The sequence below is a fragment of the Streptomyces sp. NPDC007991 genome (assembly GCF_042958445.1).
Lineage (GTDB): Bacteria > Actinomycetota > Actinomycetes > Streptomycetales > Streptomycetaceae > Streptomyces.
In genome coordinates, this window is sequence record NZ_JBIBJD010000007.1 from 311,844 (window position 1) to 328,776 (window position 16,933).

General features: G+C 71.0%; 17 protein-coding genes. 10 read left to right on the plus strand and 7 right to left on the minus strand.

The window, feature by feature from the left end; genetic code table 11:
* Positions 1-176 precede the first annotated feature (176 nt).
* The 7 genes from ACFZDA_RS22050 (at position 177) to ACFZDA_RS22080 (ending at position 7,851) form a co-directional block, all read left to right on the plus strand.
* Complete coding sequence (locus tag ACFZDA_RS22050; protein ID WP_391083967.1) at positions 177-1,223, plus strand: BMP family ABC transporter substrate-binding protein; 1,047 nt, start codon at positions 177-179, stop codon at positions 1,221-1,223.
* Between the two features lie 212 nt (positions 1,224-1,435).
* Complete coding sequence (locus tag ACFZDA_RS22055; protein ID WP_391083970.1) at positions 1,436-3,007, plus strand: ATP-binding cassette domain-containing protein; 1,572 nt, start codon at positions 1,436-1,438, stop codon at positions 3,005-3,007.
* Complete coding sequence (locus ACFZDA_RS22060) at positions 3,007-4,128, plus strand: ABC transporter permease (RefSeq protein WP_391083973.1); 1,122 nt, start codon at positions 3,007-3,009, stop codon at positions 4,126-4,128. The genes ACFZDA_RS22055 and ACFZDA_RS22060 overlap by 1 nt, the downstream gene beginning before the upstream one ends.
* The gene (locus tag ACFZDA_RS22065; RefSeq protein ID WP_391083976.1) at positions 4,125-5,390 is read left to right on the plus strand and encodes an ABC transporter permease; all 1,266 of its coding nucleotides are present in this window, start codon (positions 4,125-4,127) and stop codon (positions 5,388-5,390) included. The genes ACFZDA_RS22060 and ACFZDA_RS22065 overlap by 4 nt, the downstream gene beginning before the upstream one ends.
* Positions 5,387-5,791 carry a cytidine deaminase gene (locus ACFZDA_RS22070; protein ID WP_391083978.1) on the plus strand — a complete coding sequence of 135 codons (405 nt, stop codon included), beginning with the start codon at positions 5,387-5,389 and terminating at the stop codon, positions 5,789-5,791. The genes ACFZDA_RS22065 and ACFZDA_RS22070 overlap by 4 nt, the downstream gene beginning before the upstream one ends.
* Positions 5,792-5,883: 92 nt before the next feature.
* Positions 5,884-7,161, plus strand: a complete 1,278-nt coding sequence (locus ACFZDA_RS22075; RefSeq protein WP_391084600.1) for a thymidine phosphorylase — start codon at positions 5,884-5,886, stop codon at positions 7,159-7,161.
* 96 nt (positions 7,162-7,257) lie between these two features.
* Positions 7,258-7,851 carry a Uma2 family endonuclease gene (locus tag ACFZDA_RS22080; RefSeq protein ID WP_307177153.1) on the plus strand — a complete coding sequence of 198 codons (594 nt, stop codon included), beginning with the start codon at positions 7,258-7,260 and terminating at the stop codon, positions 7,849-7,851.
* Between the two features lies 1 nt (position 7,852).
* On the opposite strand, the gene ACFZDA_RS22085 is transcribed toward ACFZDA_RS22080, so the two are convergent.
* Positions 7,853-8,779 carry an AEC family transporter gene (locus ACFZDA_RS22085; RefSeq protein WP_391083982.1) on the minus strand — a complete coding sequence of 309 codons (927 nt, stop codon included), beginning with the start codon at positions 8,777-8,779 and terminating at the stop codon, positions 7,853-7,855.
* Positions 8,780-8,915: 136 nt separating this feature from the next.
* Between ACFZDA_RS22085 and ACFZDA_RS22090 the strand changes: the two genes are divergently transcribed.
* Complete coding sequence (locus ACFZDA_RS22090; RefSeq protein WP_391083984.1) at positions 8,916-9,302, plus strand: STAS domain-containing protein; 387 nt, start codon at positions 8,916-8,918, stop codon at positions 9,300-9,302.
* Here ACFZDA_RS22090 and ACFZDA_RS22095 read toward each other — a convergent pair.
* The 3 genes from ACFZDA_RS22095 to ACFZDA_RS22105 all read right to left on the minus strand — a co-directional run bounded on the left by ACFZDA_RS22095 (position 9,186) and on the right by ACFZDA_RS22105 (position 12,821).
* The gene (locus ACFZDA_RS22095) at positions 9,186-10,202 is read right to left on the minus strand and encodes an RNA polymerase subunit sigma-70 (protein ID WP_391083987.1); all 1,017 of its coding nucleotides are present in this window, start codon (positions 10,200-10,202) and stop codon (positions 9,186-9,188) included. The genes ACFZDA_RS22090 and ACFZDA_RS22095 overlap by 117 nt on opposite strands.
* A 117-nt stretch (positions 10,203-10,319) precedes the next feature.
* Entirely contained in the window at positions 10,320-11,447 is a 1,128-nt protein-coding gene (gene dnaN, locus ACFZDA_RS22100; RefSeq protein ID WP_391083990.1) for a DNA polymerase III subunit beta, read from the minus strand.
* A 102-nt stretch (positions 11,448-11,549) separates the two neighbouring features.
* Positions 11,550-12,821 carry an MFS transporter gene (locus ACFZDA_RS22105; RefSeq protein WP_391083993.1) on the minus strand — a complete coding sequence of 424 codons (1,272 nt, stop codon included), beginning with the start codon at positions 12,819-12,821 and terminating at the stop codon, positions 11,550-11,552.
* A gap of 63 nt (positions 12,822-12,884) precedes the next feature.
* On the opposite strand from ACFZDA_RS22105, the gene ACFZDA_RS22110 reads away from it, so the two are divergent.
* Positions 12,885-13,844, plus strand: coding sequence for a LysR substrate-binding domain-containing protein (locus ACFZDA_RS22110; RefSeq protein ID WP_391083996.1), 960 nt, complete (start codon positions 12,885-12,887; stop codon positions 13,842-13,844).
* A gap of 72 nt (positions 13,845-13,916) precedes the next feature.
* On the opposite strand, the gene ACFZDA_RS22115 is transcribed toward ACFZDA_RS22110, so the two are convergent.
* The gene (locus ACFZDA_RS22115) at positions 13,917-14,675 is read right to left on the minus strand and encodes an alpha/beta hydrolase (RefSeq protein WP_391083999.1); all 759 of its coding nucleotides are present in this window, start codon (positions 14,673-14,675) and stop codon (positions 13,917-13,919) included.
* A gap of 123 nt (positions 14,676-14,798) precedes the next feature.
* Here ACFZDA_RS22115 and ACFZDA_RS22120 point away from each other — a divergent pair, with 123 nt between their 5' ends.
* Positions 14,799-15,956: an adenosine deaminase gene (locus ACFZDA_RS22120; protein ID WP_391084002.1), complete on the plus strand. Its 1,158-nt coding sequence runs from the start codon at positions 14,799-14,801 to the stop codon at positions 15,954-15,956.
* Positions 15,957-16,046: 90 nt separating this feature from the next.
* Here the strand turns inward: ACFZDA_RS22120 and ACFZDA_RS22125 are convergent, their stop codons facing one another.
* Both ACFZDA_RS22125 and ACFZDA_RS22130 read right to left on the minus strand, forming a co-directional pair.
* Positions 16,047-16,259 (minus strand): PspC domain-containing protein, encoded by a 213-nt coding sequence (locus ACFZDA_RS22125; RefSeq protein ID WP_391084005.1) that lies wholly within the window; start codon positions 16,257-16,259, stop codon positions 16,047-16,049.
* 62 nt (positions 16,260-16,321) lie between these two features.
* Complete coding sequence (locus ACFZDA_RS22130) at positions 16,322-16,906, minus strand: VanZ family protein (protein ID WP_391084008.1); 585 nt, start codon at positions 16,904-16,906, stop codon at positions 16,322-16,324.
* Between the last annotated feature and the right edge of the window lie 27 nt (positions 16,907-16,933).

Here is a 16,933-nt window from a genome sequence, read left to right on the forward strand (position 1 = left end):
CGCAGGCGGCAACCCCCGACCAGGGCCCGGTGATGGCTTGGCCACGGGCGCATAACAAGGTGGACAGAAGGGGTTTTCAGGCAGGTCTACGCGCGTTAATCTGCGGCGAAGCCAGCGCTGAAGCTGAACCGTCCCGGCGCTGTGCGGCCCCGGTAGTACGACAGGAGCACCCACACATGCGCCGGATTTCCCGGATCACGGTCGCAGGCGCAGCGACCGCCTCCCTGGCCCTCGCCCTCTCCGCCTGCGGCAGCACCTCGACCTCCGGGTCGTCGGACTCGAAGGGGAACAAGGGCCTCGCCATCGCGTACGACGTCGGCGGCAAGGGCGACCAGTCCTTCAACGACGCCGCGTACGCGGGCCTGGAGCAGGCGAAGAAGGAGTTCGGGTACCAGACGGCCGACCTGGAGCCCACCGAGGGCGAGACGGACGCCGACAAGGAGCAGCGCCTGGTCTCGCTGGCGAAGCAGGGCTACAACCCGGTCATCGGCGTGGGCTACGCGTACGCCGCGGCCGTCAAGGGCGCGGCGGAGAAGTTCCCGAAGACCACCTTCGGCATCGTCGACGACGCCACGATCAACTCCAAGAACGTCGCCGACCTCGTCTTCAGCGAGGAGCAGGCCTCGTACCTGGCCGGTGTCGCCGCCGCCAGGAGCACCAAGTCGGACATCGTCGGCTTCGTCGGCGGTGTGGACATCCCGCTGATCCACAAGTTCCAGGCGGGCTTCGAGCAGGGCGTCAAGGACACCGACCCGAAGGTGAAGGTCCTGTCGCAGTACCTGACGCAGACGGCCGAGGAGGGTGGTTTCTCCAGCCCCGACAAGGGCAAGACGGCTGCCGAGGGCCAGATCGAGAAGAAGGCCGACGTCGTCTACGCGGCCGCCGGCCTGTCCGGCCAGGGCGTCATCGAGGCCGCCGCCGCCAAGAAGGTGTGGGCCATCGGTGTCGACTCCGACCAGTACAAGCAGGAGGCCCTCGCCAAGTACAAGGACTTCATCCTGACCTCGGCGATGAAGGACGTCGCCAAGGCGGTGTACAACCTGGCGAAGTCGGTCGAGGACGGCAAGCCCGAGACCGGTATCGTTCGTGGCGATCTGAAGACCGGCGAGGTGAGCCTGTCGGACTCCAACCCGAAGTTCGCGGACGACGCCGAGCTTCAGGAAGCCATCAAGACGGCCAAGGAGAAGATCATCAGCGGCGAGATCAAGGTCAAGAGCAGCTGACGACCGACTGCCTCGTAGCAGGCGGTAACCCCCGGGGTTACGTCCGCTCGACGGGGTACGGGGAGTGCTGCTCCTCGTACCCCGTTGTCGCGGTGCGTCGGACCCTTTGTATGCCGTAGGGGCGCTACGCGCGTAGACGGCCCCCGTCACCAGGAGAGTGCGCCATCAACGCGTCCAGCAGCCCTCCGGCCGGAGCGGCGGTCAAGGAATCGGTGACCGCCGTCGAGCTCGCCGGGATCACGAAGCGTTTCCCGGGCGTCGTGGCCAACCACGACATCCACCTCAGCGTCCGCAAGGGCACCGTGCACGCCCTCGTCGGCGAGAACGGCGCCGGCAAGTCGACGCTGATGAAGATCCTCTACGGCATGCAGAAGCCGGACGAGGGCACCATCGCCGTCGACGGCGAGCAGGTCGGCTTCTCGTCGCCGGCCGACGCCATCGTCCGCGGTATCGGCATGGTCCACCAGCACTTCATGCTCGCCGACAACCTCACGGTCCTCGAGAACGTGGTCCTCGGCAGCGAGAAGCTCTACGGCATCGGCGCCAAGGCCCGCCGCAAGATCAAGGAGCTCTCCGAGCGCTACGGCCTCGACGTCGAGCCCGACCTCCTGGTCGAGGAGCTCGGCGTCGCCGCCCGCCAGCGCGTGGAGATCCTCAAGGTCCTCTACCGCGGCGCCCGCACCCTCATCCTGGACGAGCCGACCGCCGTGCTCGTCCCGCAGGAGGTCGACGCCCTCTTCGCCAACCTGCGCGAACTGCGCTCCGAGGGCCTGTCGGTCATCTTCATCTCGCACAAGCTCGGCGAGGTGCTCTCCGTCGCCGACGAGATCACCGTCATCCGCCGCGGCACCACCGTCGGCACGGCCGTCCCCGCCGAGACGACGCCCCGCCAGCTCGCCGAGATGATGGTCGGCAGCGAGCTGCCCACGCCCGAGACGGCCGAGTCCACGGTCACCGACCGCCCGGTCATCAGCGTGCGGAACCTCCGCCTGGCCGCCCCCGGCGGCAAGGCTCTCCTCGACGACATCGGCTTCACCATCCACGAGGGCGAGGTCCTCGGCATCGCCGGTGTCGAGGGCAACGGCCAGACCGAGCTGGTCGACGCGCTCATCGGCCTGCGGGCCGCCGACTCCGGCACCATCCGGCTCGCCGACGAGGAGATCACCGCCTGGCCCACCCGCAGGCGCCGTGAGCAGGGCATCGGCTACATCCCCGAGGACCGCCACCGCCACGGCCTGCTCCTGGAGGCACCCCTCTGGGAGAACCGCATCCTCGGCCACGTCACCGAGAAGCCGCTCGCCAAGGGCGTCTGGCTGGACCCGAAGGCGGCCCAGGAGGACACCCGGCGGATCGTCACGGAGTACGACGTCCGCACCCCCGGCATCGACGTCACCGCCGCCTCCCTCTCCGGCGGCAACCAGCAGAAGCTGATCGTCGGCCGCGAGATGAGCCACAAGCCGCGCTTCCTGATCGCCGCCCACCCCACCCGGGGCGTGGACGTCGGCGCCCAGGCCGCCATCTGGGACCACATCCGCGAGGCCCGCCGGGAGGGCCTGGCCGTCCTGCTGATCTCCGCCGACCTGGACGAGCTCATCGGCCTGTCCGACACACTGCGCGTGATCTACAACGGCAAGCTGGTCGCGGACGCCGACCCGGCCACCATCACCCCCGAGGAGCTCGGCTCGGCCATGACCGGTGCCGCCACCGGGCACCTCGCGCACGAAGAGACCCCCGAGACCTCGCAGGCCGACGCCCCCGAGGCTCCGGAAGACGAGGCCCGCTGATGAAGAAGTTCGACAGGGAGCGCGTGCTCCTCGCGGTGGCCGGACCGGTCATCGCGCTCGCCGTGGCCTTCGCCCTGAGCGCGATCGTGCTGGTCGCGTCGGGCAAGAGCCCCGTCGAGCCGTACACCCTGATGTTCGAGCAGCTGAGCTTCTCCGACATCCAGGTCCTGATCATCAACCAGGCGTCGATGTACTACATCGCGGCGCTCGCGGTGGCCATCGGCTTCCGGATGAACCTGTTCAACATCGGCGTCGACGGCCAGTACCAGCTCGGCGCCATGCTCGCCGCGATCGTCGGCGCCCACGTCGCCCTGCCGGCCGGCCTGCAGGTCCCGCTGCTGATCCTGACCGCCGTCCTCACCGGCGCCTTCTGGGCCGGCATCGCCGGTGTCCTGAAGGTCACCCGCGGCGTCAGCGAGGTCGTCGCCACGATCATGCTCAACGCGATCGCCACCTCCGTGATCGCCTACCTGTGGCTGCCGAACGTCTTCGGCGTGAAGGTCGGCAACAACAACACCACCGGCGAGATGCACGAGTCCGGCTGGATCCCCGGCATCGGCATGGGCGCGGCCGGCGAGATCTACGGCCTGGTGCTGCTGGCCGTCCTGCTCGGCATCGGCTACTGGATCGTCCTCAACCGCACCCGCTTCGGCTTCGACCTGCGCGCCTCCGGCGCCTCGCAGACCGCCGCCGCGGCCAGCGGCGTCGACCCGCGGCGCATGGTGCTCAGCGCCATGCTGATCTCCGGCGGCATCGCGGGCCTCGCCGGCCTGCCGATCCTGCTCGGCGACACCCACACCTACAGCCTGAACTTCCCCACGGGCATCGGCTTCCTCGGCATCGGCATCGCCCTGCTCGGCCGCAACAGCCCCGTGGGCATCGCGTTCGCCGCCCTGCTGTGGGCCTGGCTCGACAAGGCCTCGCCCGAACTGGACTTCCACGGCTACGACAAGGAGATCGCAGTCATCATGCAGGGCCTGATCGTGCTCTCGGTCGTCGTCTCCTACGAGGCCGTCCGCGAGTGGGGCCTGCGCCGCCAGCAGCGCCGGGTCGGCGCCGAACTGGCCGCCGGACACGTCCTCGGCAACACCGACACCACGAAGGAGGTGGCTGGCCGATGACGACCGCGACCGACCTCAACCAGCCCACGCTGCAGCCCGCGGCGCCGACCGGCCGCCGCCTGTCGTGGCCCGTCCTGCTGCTGATCATCGCCGGCGGACTGGCGCTCACCTCGATCGTCCGCCTCATCACCGGCGCCGACGGCATCACCAACGTCAGCCAGATGTCCACCGCGCTCCAGCTCGCCGTGCCCATCGGCCTCGCCGGTCTCGGCGGCCTGTGGGCCGAGCGCGCGGGCGTGGTCAACATCGGCCTCGAGGGCATGATGATCCTCGGCACCTGGTTCGGCGCCTGGGCCGGCTTCCAGTGGGGCCCGTGGACCGGTGTCCTGGTGGGCATCGCGGGCGGCGCGATCGGCGGCCTGCTGCACGCCTTCGTGACCGTCACCTTCAACGTCAACCACATCGTCTCCGGTGTGGCCATCAACATCCTGGCCCTCGGCGTCACCCGCTACCTCGCCCCCCTCGCCTTCGAGGGCCACACGGGCGGTTCCGCCAAGCAGTCCCCGGCGGTGGACTCCCTCGGCAACTTCACCGTGCCGGGGCTGTCCGACGTGCTCAGGGACCTCAACAACCAGGGCTGGTTCCTCGTCTCCGACATCGCCGGACTGCTCGGCGGCCTGGTCACCAACGTCTCCTGGCTGACCCTGATCGCCGTCGCACTGGTCCCCGGCACCTGGTGGATCCTGTGGCGCACCGCGTTCGGCCTGCGGCTGCGCTCCTGCGGGGAGAACCCGGTCGCCGCCGAGTCCCTCGGCGTCAACGTCTACAAGTACAAGTACATCGCCGTGATCATCTCCGGCGGTCTGGCCGGCCTCGGCGGTGTCTTCCTGTCGATCGTCGCGAACCCCTTCTACCTGGAGGGCCAGGTCAGCGGCCGCGGCTACATCGGCCTCGCCGCGATGATCTTCGGCAACTGGATGCCCGGCGGACTCGCCCTCGGCGCGGGCCTGTTCGGCTACACCGACAGCCTCAACCTGCGCGGCGGCTCGGCCAACGTCCACGCCCTGCTGCTGCTCGGCGCCCTCCTGCTGCTCATCGGCGCCATCTGGCTGGTGGTCCGCAAGAAGTACGTCCAGGCCGTGATCACCCTGATCGTCGGCGCCCTGGTGTTCACCTGGTACACGACCACCAACGAGGTCCCGAACCAGGTCGTCTCCGCCACGCCGTACGTCATCACCCTGGTCGTCCTCGCCCTGTCCGCGCAGCGGCTGCGCATGCCGAAGGCGGACGGGCTGCCGTACCGGAAGGGGCAGGGCAAGTGACCGGCACCGGCCCGGCCGTCGACTGGGAGAAGCTGCGCGCGGTGGCCCGGGACGCCATGTCCCGGGCGTACGCCCCGTACTCCGGATACCCGGTGGGCGTCGCGGCCCTCGTCGACGACGGCCGGATCATCTCCGGCTGCAACGTCGAGAACGCCTCGTACGGGCTCGGACTGTGCGCCGAGTGCGGCCTGGTGTCCGAGCTGCACAACACCGGCGGCGGCCGGCTGACGCACTTCACGTGCGTCGACCGGAACGGCGAGACGCTCGTCCCGTGCGGCCGCTGCCGCCAGTTGCTGCACGAGTTCGGCGGCCCGGACCTGCTGCTTCAGACCCCGGCGGGCATCCTGCCGCTGTCTCGGATGCTGCCCCAGGCCTTCGGCCCGGAGCACCTCACCAAGTAATCCCCGTGCGGCCCCCCTGAGTTGCTCACGCGACCGGCTCAGGGGGGCCGCACGGCTTGTGGAACCCCCGGAAGGAAGCCCACGCCATGGCCATGGACGCCATCTCCGTCATCCGCACCAAGCGGGACCGCGGCGAACTCAGCGACGAACAGATCGACTGGGTCATCGACGCGTACACCCGCGGGGAGGTGGCCGACGAGCAGATGTCGGCCCTCGCGATGGCCATCCTGCTCAACGGCATGAACCGGCGCGAGATCGCCCGCTGGACGGCCGCGATGATCGCCTCCGGGGAGCGCATGGACTTCTCGTCCCTGTCCCGCCCGACGGCCGACAAGCACTCCACCGGCGGCGTCGGCGACAAGATCACCCTCCCGCTGGCCCCCCTGGTCGCCGCCTGCGGCGCCGCCGTCCCGCAGCTGTCGGGCCGCGGCCTCGGCCACACGGGCGGCACGCTGGACAAGCTGGAGTCGATCCCCGGCTGGCGCGCGCTGCTGTCGAACGAGGAGATGCTGTCCGTCCTGGACAGTACCGGCGCGGTGATCTGCGCGGCGGGCGACGGCCTGGCCCCGGCCGACAAGAAGCTGTACGCCCTGCGGGACGTCACGGGCACGGTCGAGGCGATCCCGCTGATCGCCTCCTCGATCATGTCGAAGAAGATCGCGGAGGGCACGGGCTCGCTGGTCCTGGACGTGAAGGTCGGCACGGGCGCCTTCATGAAGACCCTGGAGGACGCACGCGAACTGGCCTCCACGATGGTCGGCCTCGGCACCGACCACGGCGTGAAGACGGTCGCGCTGCTCACCGACATGTCGACCCCGCTCGGCCTGACGGCGGGCAACGCGCTGGAGGTCCGCGAGTCGGTGGAGGTCCTGGCGGGCGGCGGCCCGGCGGACGTGGTCGAGCTGACGATCGCCCTGGCCCGCGAGATGCTCGACGCGGCGGGCATCAGCGGCGCCGACCCGGCGAAGGCCCTGGCCGACGGCTCGGCGATGGACGTCTGGCGCCGCATGATCACGGCCCAGGGTGGCGACCCGGACGCGGCGCTGCCGGTGGCCCGCGAACAGCACGTGATCAAGGCCCCGGCCTCGGGCGTCCTCACCCGCCTCGACGCCTACGACATCGGCGTCGCGGCCTGGCGCCTGGGCGCGGGCCGGGCCCGCAAGGAGGACCCGGTGCAGGCGGGCGCGGGCGTGGAGATGCACGCGAAGCCGGGCGACCAGGTCACCGAGGGCCAGCCCCTCCTGACCCTCCACACGGACACCCCGGAGCGCTTCGAGTACGCGCTGGACGCGGTCGAGGGCTCGTACGGCATCGCGGCGCCGGGGACGGCCTTCACGGTGTCGCCGGTGGTGCTGGAGCGTATCGCCTGAGCTGGGGTTTTCTCATACGGGTGAACGGGATCGGTGGACCCCCGCCGGTCCCGTTCGGCATGCTGGGATCGGTGACGCACTGATTGGAGAACCGCCATGAGCGCACTCACCGTCGACCACTCGACGGCCAACGGCCACGAGTGGGACGACCTCGTTCGGATCTGGCAGGAGACGGACGCGCCCGAGGGCTGCAAGGTGGAGATCATCGAGGGGATCGTCACCGTGGCACCACCGCCGTCCAATGCCCACAACGACATCGCTGACCTGGTTCAGCGAGCCCTGTACGAGGTCATCCCCAGGCATTGGGGCATCTACCAGACGCTGGGTACGGCGGTCCCGTCTCGTGACGGCCTCTACATCCCTGATCTCGCAGTCGCCCCCAGGCAGGTGCTGCGTGACGAGGGCGGTAACTTCATCCCAGCGGCTGCCGCTGAACTCATCGTCGAGATCACGTCCAAGTCGAATGCGGCCCACGACCGGATCAAGAAGGCCGCAGGTTACGCCCAGGCTGGTGTTCCGCTGTATCTGCTCATCGACGGCTGGGCTCCTGGCGGCCCCACCATCACGCTCTACGGCGAACCGCAAAGGGACGTCTACCGGGTTTTGCAGGCAGGCAAGTTCGGAGAACGCATCACACTGCCGGAGCCCTTCGGCCTCGAGCTCGACACCGGCGAGTTCCCCGAGAACTGAGTCACCCCAGCAGCGCCGCCACCACCACCAACACCGGCACCGCCAGCACCGTCGACAACAGGATCGCCTCCCTCGCCAGCACCTCGCCCACCCGGTAGCTGCTCGCGTACGTGAACAGGTTCTGCGCCGCCGGCAGGGCCGACGTCACCACCACGTCGAGCAGCAAGGCCCCGTGCAGGCCGAAGACGCCCGCTGCCAGCGCCCAGGCGACCACGGGCTGGACGACCGCCTTGAGGGTCACGGCGAGGAGGACCGGGGCCCGTTCCGCGCCGCGCAGCGGGAGGGTGCTGCCGCGCAGGGAGATACCGAAGGCCAGCAGGACCGCAGGGACCGACATGTTGCCGATGAGGGTCAGGGGGTCCATCAAGGGGCCCGGCACGGTCAGGCCCGACGCCGAGACCGCCACCCCGGCCAGGGAGCCCAGGGCTATCGGGTTGCGCAGGGGCGTGAGCAGGCGTTGCCACAGGGGGCGGTGCGCTCCCTCCCCGCCGGTCGCCAGGTCCAGGACCGTCAGTGCCACCGGCGTGACGCCCACCAGCTGGAACAGCAGCACCGGCGCGACCAGTGAAGCGTCACCCAGCACGTACACCGCGATCGGGATGCCGAGGTTGCCCGAGTTGACGTAGCTGGAGCACAGCGCGCCGATCGTCGTCCGGCCCGCACCCCAGCCGCGCGCGACACCCACCGCCACGAAGACACCCGCCGCGGCTGCCGTGCTCATCGCCGTGACCAGCAGCCGGTCGGAGAAGATCACCGACAGGTCGGCCCGGGCGAGCGTCGTGAAGAGCAGGGCGGGAGACGCTACGTGGAAGGCCAGCTTCGTCAGGACCTCGCGCCCGCCGTCGCCCAGATATCCCCGGCGGCCGATCAGATACCCCACCCCGATGACGACCGCGATGACCGCGAAGCCGCTCAGCACCCCCCGCACGAGGCCCCCTCACCGGCGACACGTGCATCGGACAGCGCGGAAGGGGCAGATGCATGGGGCATGCAGCCAACCCTCCGGGGATGGCCGCACCCAGGTCAATGTGATCCTTACGGCGCCGACAGGACGGACAGCCGCGATGAGTTACCGCCGCCCGCCCGGTCTACCGATCGTGGACGCCATGACACCCCCCGTGCTCGTGCTCCCCGGTCCCGTCGCCCGGGACGAGGTGAGCTCACTGAGCGACGACGTGAGGGCACTGCTGCGCACCAGCCGTGCCCGGGTCGTGGTGTGCGACGTCGGAGGCATCGGGCCGCCCGGGCTCGCCGCCGTCGACCTGCTCGCGCGGCTCCAGCTCGCCGCCCGGCGGGCCGGGGGACGGATACGGCTGCGCGACCCCGACCCGGCCCTACGCGCGCTCCTGGACCTGGTCGGTCTCCGCTTCGAGGTGGAGGGGCAGGCCGAAGAGCGGGAACCAGCGCTGGGTGTCGAGGAAGCAGTGGAACCCGGTGATCCGGCCGTCTGAGATCTCCAGCACCTGGACCGCCCACGGGGAGAAGCCGCCCTTCTCCGGGTCCGGCTTGTACTGGGCGAACCCCGGCAGGCCGTTGACCTGGACCGGCACCAGCCGCGAGCCCGCGCAGGGCGCCCCGAGCGTCGTCATGAAGCCCGTGATGTCGCCGACGCCGGTCAGCCACAGGTCGAACGGCGGCATCGTCATCACCGCGTCCTCGTGCAGCAGGGCCGTCAGCGCCGTCATGTCGTAGCCCTCGAAGGCCGCCACATAGCGGTCCAGCAGCTTCTGCTGGTCCTCGTCCAGCGGGTCGGAGACGGCCGCTTCGGCGCCCGGCTCCTGCCGCTCGGCCAGGGTGGCGCGGGCCCGCTGGAGGGCGCTGTTGACCGATGCCACCGAGGTGTCCAGCAGCTCGGCGACCTCACTGGCCTTCCAGGCCAGCACCTCGCGCAGGATCAGCACGGCCCGCTGCTTGGCCGGCAGCTTCTGCAGGGCGGCCATGAAGGCGAGCCGCACGGACTCCTTGGCTATCGCCGCCTCCGCCGGGTCCTCGGTCGTGGGCAGCACGCGGGCGTCCGGCATGGGCTCCAGCCAGGTGTTGTCCGGGCGGGGGGAGAGGGCCGCCTGGGCGAGGGGGGTGGAATCGGTGAGGTCCATGGGCCTGGCGCGCTTGTTGCCCGCCGTCAGCATGTCCAGGCACACGTTGGTCGCGATGCGGTAGAGCCAGGAGCGGAGGCTGGAGCGGCCCTCGAACTTGTCGTAGCTGCGCCAGGCGCGGACCATCGTGTCCTGTACCGCGTCCTCCGCCTCGAAGGAGGAGCCGAGCATCCGGTAGCAGTACCCCGTCAGCTCGGTGCGGTGGGCCTCCAGCCTGGTGTCCAGCTCTGTCGGTGTCGCCGTGCCGTTCGTCATCGTCCACCCGCCCCGGGAATTTCTGTCACGCGCCATCGCGTCCAGCACTTCGGAAGCTACCGCAGCCCACTGACAACGGCCCCCCGAGCGCATAAAAGCGCAGGTGGGAGCGGTGCTTCAGACCAGCTGCCGCACCGACATCAGCAGATGCCGGTGCTCGCCGGCGGCCCCGCCGTCCGGCACCGCGTGCAGCAGCGCCCGCTGCCCCGCCCCCAGCAGTTCCAGCCGTACGCGCGGGCTCTCGAAGGAGGTCAGCGCGTCCAGCAGATAGGCCGGGCTGAAGGCCACCGGCATCTCGTCGGCGCCGGTCAGCGTGGCCGGCAGGCGCTGGGCGGCCACGTCGTCGCCGTAGCCGGCGCGGAGCATGACGGACCCGTCGGACGAGAAGTCCAGCCGCACCGGACTGTTCGCCTCCGCCACCACCGCGACCCGCCGCACGGCCTCCGCGAGCCCCTCGCACTCGACCTCGGCGACCGCGGCCCCCGCCATGTCGAACAGCGACCCGTACGTCGGCAGCCGCCCGTCGAGCAGCCGCAGGGCCGTCCGCGTCCGCCCGCCCTCGAAGCCGATCAGCCCGCCGCCCCCGGCCGGGTCCCAGCCGATCAGCACGTCCCCGCCGCGGCCCAGCGACCGCGCGACGTCCAGCAGGCGTCGCGCGGGCAGCAACGCGTCCACCACCGCCTCGGCCGCCGCCCTGGGCCGCCACTGCAGCCGCCGCACGGCGTACCGGTAGCGGTCCGAAGCGGCCAGCGTCATCTCCCCGCCGTCCAGGCGCAGTTGGACGCCGGTCAGGAGCGGCAGCGTCTCGTCGCGCCCGGCCGCGACGGCGACCTGGGCGACAGCGGTCGCGAACGCGGCGGCGTCCACCGTGCCGTACGGCGCGGGCGGCGCCGGCAGGGCCGGGTACTCGGCGAGGGGCAGCGTCGACAGCCCGAACCGCGTACCGCCCGCCTCCACCGTGAACCGTGAGGCCTCCAGCGCGCAGCTCACCGGCCCGTCCGGCAGCACCCGGCCGATGTCCAGCAGCCGCCGCCCCAGGACGAGCACCCGCCCCGGCACCGCGACCTCGGCGTCGGCCGCCACCCGCACCGCCGCCTCGAAGTCGAACCCCGTCACGGCCAGCCGCCCCGCGTCCGCCTCCAGCAGCAGCCCGCCCAGCACCGGCACCGGCGTCCGCGCGGGCAGCGCCCGTACCGCCCGGCCCACGGCCTCGGCGAACGCAGTACGGTCGATGCGGAACTCCATGAAAAATCCCCCTGGTCGAATCCGGTGGTCAGCAGAGGCGGACGGTAGCCGCGCCCACTGACAACCGGCCCCCGACCAGGGGGAACACTCCGGTTCCGAACCTCAGGCGGCCGTGGTCAGCCGCCCCTGCAGCCGCGCCGCCCGCGTCCCGAACACCGTGATCGTCACGACGCCCAGGACCGCCAGCAGCCCGACCCCGACCGTGCCGGCCCAGCCGCCCGCGTGGAAGGCGATCGCGCCGACCGTGCTGCCCGCGCTGGAGCCGACGTAGTAGGCCGACTGGTAGAGCGCCGAGGCCTGCGCGCGGCCGGTCGTGGCCGTCTTGCTGACCGCCGAGGAGGCCACCGCGTGGCCCGCGAAGAAGCCCGCCGTGATCAGGACCAGTCCCAGCAGGACCAGCGGCAGGGAGCCGGCCAGGGACAGCAGCAGACCCGCCGCCGTCGTACCGCCGCCCGCGTACAGCGCGCCCCGGCGGCCCAGCCGGCCCACCAGCCGCCCGGCCGAAGACGCCGACACAGTACCGACGAGGTACACCAGGAAGATCGAGCCGATGATGCCCTGCGGCAGCGAGAACGGCGCCTCGGTCAGCCGGTAGCCGATGACCGTGTACACACCGCCGAACACCGTCATGAACAGCGCGCCGATCGCGTACAGCCGGCACAGCAGCGGGTTCGACAGGTGGTCGCGGACCGTCCGGGCCAGGACGCGCGGCCGCAGCGAACCGGCCTTGAAGTTCTCCGGGGCGGGGAGCAGCAGCCGGAAGGCCACCGCGCACGCCACGGCGATCGCGCCGATCACCCCGACGGCGACCCGCCAGCCCCACTCCTGGGCGACCCAGCCGGTGATGACCCGGCCGCTCATCCCGCCGACGCTGTTGCCCGCGACGAACAGTCCGATCGCGGTGACCAGCGCCTTGGGGCTGACCTCCTCCGCGAGGTACGCCGTCGCCGATGCCGGCAGCCCGGCCAGCGCAGCGCCCTGGAGCGCCCGCAGCACGACCAGGACACCCAGCGACGGGGCGAGGGGCACCAGCAGTCCGACGGTCACCGCCACGGCCAGCGAGGCCGTCATGACCGTACGCCGTCCGAAGCGCTCCGACAGGGCGCTCATCGGCAGGACGAACAGCGCCAGCCCGCCCGTCGCGGCGGCCACCGTCCAGCTCGCGTCGCTCGCCGCCACACCGAACTCGCCGGAGATCAGCGGGAGCAGCGCCTGCGTGGAGTACAGCAGCGCGAAGGTCGCGACACCCGCGAGGAAGAGGGCGAGGCTCATCCGGCGGTAGCCGGGCCCGCCCGGGGACATGCGTGCGTCGGCGGCAGGGACAGAGGCATCGGCGCCCACGATGGTGGACGCCCCGGTACTGGCGGGAGACATGCCTCGAAACTACGTACGCATCCACTGATCCGTCCAATGCATGGAACTGCCATAATCGTTCCCATGGCGCATCAACCCAGTTCAGCGGCTCGGCTGTCACCGTCCAGTGACACAGAAGACATGGCGGAGATGTCCAGGGTGCTGGCTCCCCGCCTGGCGTACTTCGCCGGCGTCGCCCGTACCGAGCACGTCACCCGCGCCGCCCAGGAGATGAACGTCCCCCAGTCGACCCTCTCCCGGTCCATGGTCCGCCTGGAGCAGGACCTGGGCGTCGACCTCTTCGCCCGCCACGGCCGCACGGTCTCCCTCACCCCGGCGGGCCGCACCTTCCTCGCCTCCGTGGAACGCGCCCTGGCCGAGGTCGAGCGCGCCGCCGAGGAGGTGCGGGCCGACGCCGACCCCGCCACCGGCAAGGTCGCCTTCGGCTTCCTGCACACCATGGGCGCCGAGACGGTCCCGGGCCTCCTCCAGGCCTTCCGCGCCGACCATCCACGCGTCCGCTTCAGCCTCGTCCAGAACTACGGCGAGGCCATGCTCGAACGCCTCCGCGCCGGGGATCTGGACCTGTGCCTGACGTCGCCGGTCCCCGACGCCCCCGACCTGGTCGCCCGCCGCCTCGACGAACAGAAGCTCCGCCTCGTCGTCCCCGCGGACCACTCCCTCGCGGGCCGCCGCCGCATCCGCCTCGCCGAGGCCGCGGACGAAATGTTCGTCACCCTGGAACCCGGCTACGGCCTCCGCCGCATCACCGACGACCTCTGCCAGGAAGCCGGCTTCAAGCCCCGCATCGCCTTCGAGGGCGAGGAGGCGGAAACCTTGAGGGGCCTGGTGGCAGCGGGCCTGGGAGTGGCCCTCCTGCCGCCGCCCGCCGTGCCCCGCCCGGGGGTCGTCGAGCTGACGGTGACTGCTCCGCGCGCCGTTCGCGAAATCGGCGTGGCCTGGCTGGACGGCCACCCGGACACGCCCCCGGTGGCAGCATTCAAGAAGTTCTTGCTCTCAAGGAGGGGAAGTCTCCTGGCCTGAGGGGCGCGGGGAACTGCGCGAGCGACCACGGCGCACCCGCACCCCGGGAAAGCACGGGCACCTCGAACGGCGCTACCGCCTCGAAGGACTGAACCCCGCGGCCAACGGCATCCGCAACCCCAACGGCGGCGGCGCGGCCAGCGCATCCCGCACGGGCCGCGACACAGCCCGCCCGAACAGCGCCCCCATCACGAAGTCCTCGGCCAGCGCCAGCACTTCATCCCGGTACTGATGCAACCCGTGCCCGTCCGCGTGCACTTCGAACCGGCACACATCCCGGTTCGCCTTCTTCGCCCGCGCCGCCAGCCGGAAGGACAGTTCGGGATCCGTCCGCCCGTCATTCGTGCCGTGCACGATCAGCACCTGCCGACCCACCAGTTGCTTCACCGGTTCGGGTGGCCCGGCCCCATCCTCCCTGGGCAGCCAAGGAGCGAGCGCCAGCACGGAGTTGACGGCCTCGTGGCCGCCCGCCCGCAACCCGGCCCGGCCGCCCATGCCGATGCCGGCGAGGCACACGGGGACGTCTCCGTAACGCCGTACGACCTCGTCGGCCGCCCAGGCCGCGTCGGCCGCGAGGTTGGCCTCGTCGCCGTTCCAGCCGCGGTAGCGGTAGTGCACCACGTGCGTGACGAGGCCCTCGTCCCGGCCCGCGCGGGCCAGGCGGCGCCCCAGGGCGCGTACGGAGGCGGTCGCCACCAGGGGGGACGGCCTGCGGCCGGAGACCTGCTCGCCGCCGGGGAGCAGCAGCACCACGCCGCTGACCGCCGACGGCTCCGGACCGAATGTCCTGCCCAGCCGGGCCCTGCGCACCGGCGTCGGTTGGTGTGCCATGACAGAACAGTGTCAGAAGCGCGGGTGTAATCGACCCGTCCTTGCGGTCACCGTTACGTATCGACGAAAACGTAAAGGAGCCGAGGACGCGCCATCTACGCGCGTAGGAGTTAGAGTGCGGAAATGACGAGCCAGACCATCGCGAACACCCCGACACCGGACCAGATCCACCGGGCGCCCAAGGTCCTGCTGCACGACCACCTCGACGGCGGGCTGCGCCCGGGCACGATCGTCGAGCTCGCCCACGCGACGGGCTACTCGCAGCTCCCCGAGACCGACCCGGAGAAGCTCGGCCTCTGGTTCCGCGAGGCCGCCGACTCCGGTTCCCTGGAACGGTACTTGGAGACCTTCTCCCACACCGTCGGCGTCATGCAGACCCGCGAGGCGCTGGTGCGGGTCGCCGCCGAGTGCGCCGAGGACCTCGCCGGGGACGGCGTCGTCTACGCCGAGGTGCGCTACGCCCCCGAGCAGCACCTCGAAGGCGGTCTGAGCCTCGAAGAGGTCGTCGAGGCCGTCAACGAGGGCTTCCGGGAAGGGGAGCGTCGCGCCCGGGGCAAGGGCCTGCGCATCCGGGTCGGCGCTCTGCTCACCGCCATGCGGCACGCGGCCCGCGCCCTGGAGATCGCCGAACTCGCCAACCGGTACCGCGATCTGGGAGTCGTCGGCTTCGACATCGCGGGCGCCGAGGCCGGCTACCCGCCCACCCGGCACCTGGACGCCTTCGAGTACCTCAAGCGCGAGAACAACCACTTCACCATCCACGCCGGCGAGGCCTTCGGGCTGCCGTCCATCTGGCAGGCCCTCCAGTGGTGCGGCGCCGACCGGCTCGGGCACGGGGTGCGGATCATCGACGACATCCAGGTCCACGACGACGGCAGCGTCGAACTCGGGCGGCTCGCCTCGTACGTCCGGGACAAGCGCATCCCGCTGGAGCTGTGCCCGAGCTCCAACCTCCAGACCGGGGCGGCGGCCTCGTACGCCGAGCACCCCATCGGGCTGCTGCGCCGGCTGCATTTCCGCGCCACGGTCAACACGGACAACCGTCTTATGTCGCACACCAGCATGAGCCGGGAATTCGAGCACCTCGTCGAGGCGTTCGGTTACACGCTCGACGACATGCAGTGGTTCTCCGTCAATGCGATGAAATCAGCGTTCATTCCTTTCGATGAACGACTGGCCATGATCAATGACGTGATCAAGCCCGGATATGCCGAGCTGAAATCCGAATGGCTGTTCCGGCAGACCGCCTCCACCAGCGGTTCTTCGCCCTCGGAGGGCTGATCCGGGAGTCCTCGGCGCTCTCGGTGCCACGCCGATGGGGCGCACCCCGGCTTCGGGGCGCGCCCCATCGGTGTTCTGTCCAGCGGGTCGTCACCAGGCCGTCTGCGTCTTGTGCTGCACCTTGTCCTCCGACGGCAGCAGGATCCACAGCGCGATGTACACCAGGAACTGCGGCCCGGGCAGCAGGCACGAGACCAGGAAGATCACCCGCATCGTCGTCGCGGAGGTACCGAAGCGCCGAGCCAGCGCGGCGCACACTCCGCCGATCATGCGGCCTTGGGTGGGGCGGGCGAGGCGTGACATGTGCGGCTCCTTCGTGAGGTGTCGTGAGGCCTCTCGTCCGAGTACCCCATCTGCACTCCACGCTACGGAGACGAAGGGGGCAAAGCGTCGCTCCACGGGGCGATCCCGACCCTGGGAATCGTCGGGGTCCGACCCTGAGCCGGCCCCTCCGGGGGCAGGGGCGTACGGAGCGGGCGCGCGGTGGTGCGGCGGCGCAGCCAGCAGCGGCCGGCGGGGACGAGCGCGAGATGTGCGAGGGCCACGCCCGTGGTGTTCAGGAACAGCGAGTCGATGTCGACGACCTGACCGGGAACGCCGGTCTGGAGCAGCTCGATGCCCAGCGACAGCAGGGCCCCGGCCGTGACGGTGTTCAGCAGGGACGCCAGCGGCGAGACGACCAGTCTGCCGCTCGCCATCGGCAGCAGCACACCCAGCGGGGCGAGCAGGGCCAGCCCCTCGCAGATCCGCCGGGCCGCCTCGGGCCAGCCCAGGGCGAGATCGGCCTGGATGCCGTGGAACGGCCGCAGATTGGCCGGCATCACCCAGGGCACGTCCAGCGGCCGCAGCGTGAGCCAGGCGACGAACGCGAGGTGTGCGACGAGGAGGACACCTCCTGTCACACGGATGCGGAACGCGGCGCTGCCGCCGATGGAGCCTTGACGCTGCACGCCCCCCAAGACGCGGCCTCCGGCAGG

What these genes read in the sequence shown, in the direction of transcription:
- ACFZDA_RS22105 (WP_391083993.1), bottom strand. Translation starts at nt 12,821, where the DNA reads ATGTCTCCCGCCAGTACCGGGGCGTCCACCATCGTGGGCGCCGATGCC.
- dnaN (WP_391083990.1), bottom strand. Translation starts at nt 11,447, where the DNA reads ATGGAGTTCCGCATCGACCGTACTGCGTTCGCCGAGGCCGTGGGCCGG.
- ACFZDA_RS22090 (WP_391083984.1), top strand. Translation starts at nt 8,916, where the DNA reads ATGAGTTACCGCCGCCCGCCCGGTCTACCGATCGTGGACGCCATGACA.
- ACFZDA_RS22050 (WP_391083967.1), top strand. Translation starts at nt 177, where the DNA reads ATGCGCCGGATTTCCCGGATCACGGTCGCAGGCGCAGCGACCGCCTCC.
- ACFZDA_RS22065 (WP_391083976.1), top strand. Translation starts at nt 4,125, where the DNA reads ATGACGACCGCGACCGACCTCAACCAGCCCACGCTGCAGCCCGCGGCG.
- ACFZDA_RS22080 (WP_307177153.1), top strand. Translation starts at nt 7,258, where the DNA reads ATGAGCGCACTCACCGTCGACCACTCGACGGCCAACGGCCACGAGTGG.
- ACFZDA_RS22075 (WP_391084600.1), top strand. Translation starts at nt 5,884, where the DNA reads ATGGACGCCATCTCCGTCATCCGCACCAAGCGGGACCGCGGCGAACTC.
- ACFZDA_RS22060 (WP_391083973.1), top strand. Translation starts at nt 3,007, where the DNA reads ATGAAGAAGTTCGACAGGGAGCGCGTGCTCCTCGCGGTGGCCGGACCG.
- ACFZDA_RS22095 (WP_391083987.1), bottom strand. Translation starts at nt 10,202, where the DNA reads ATGACGAACGGCACGGCGACACCGACAGAGCTGGACACCAGGCTGGAG.
- ACFZDA_RS22110 (WP_391083996.1), top strand. Translation starts at nt 12,885, where the DNA reads ATGGCGCATCAACCCAGTTCAGCGGCTCGGCTGTCACCGTCCAGTGAC.
- ACFZDA_RS22125 (WP_391084005.1), bottom strand. Translation starts at nt 16,259, where the DNA reads ATGTCACGCCTCGCCCGCCCCACCCAAGGCCGCATGATCGGCGGAGTG.
- ACFZDA_RS22120 (WP_391084002.1), top strand. Translation starts at nt 14,799, where the DNA reads ATGACGAGCCAGACCATCGCGAACACCCCGACACCGGACCAGATCCAC.
- ACFZDA_RS22115 (WP_391083999.1), bottom strand. Translation starts at nt 14,675, where the DNA reads ATGGCACACCAACCGACGCCGGTGCGCAGGGCCCGGCTGGGCAGGACA.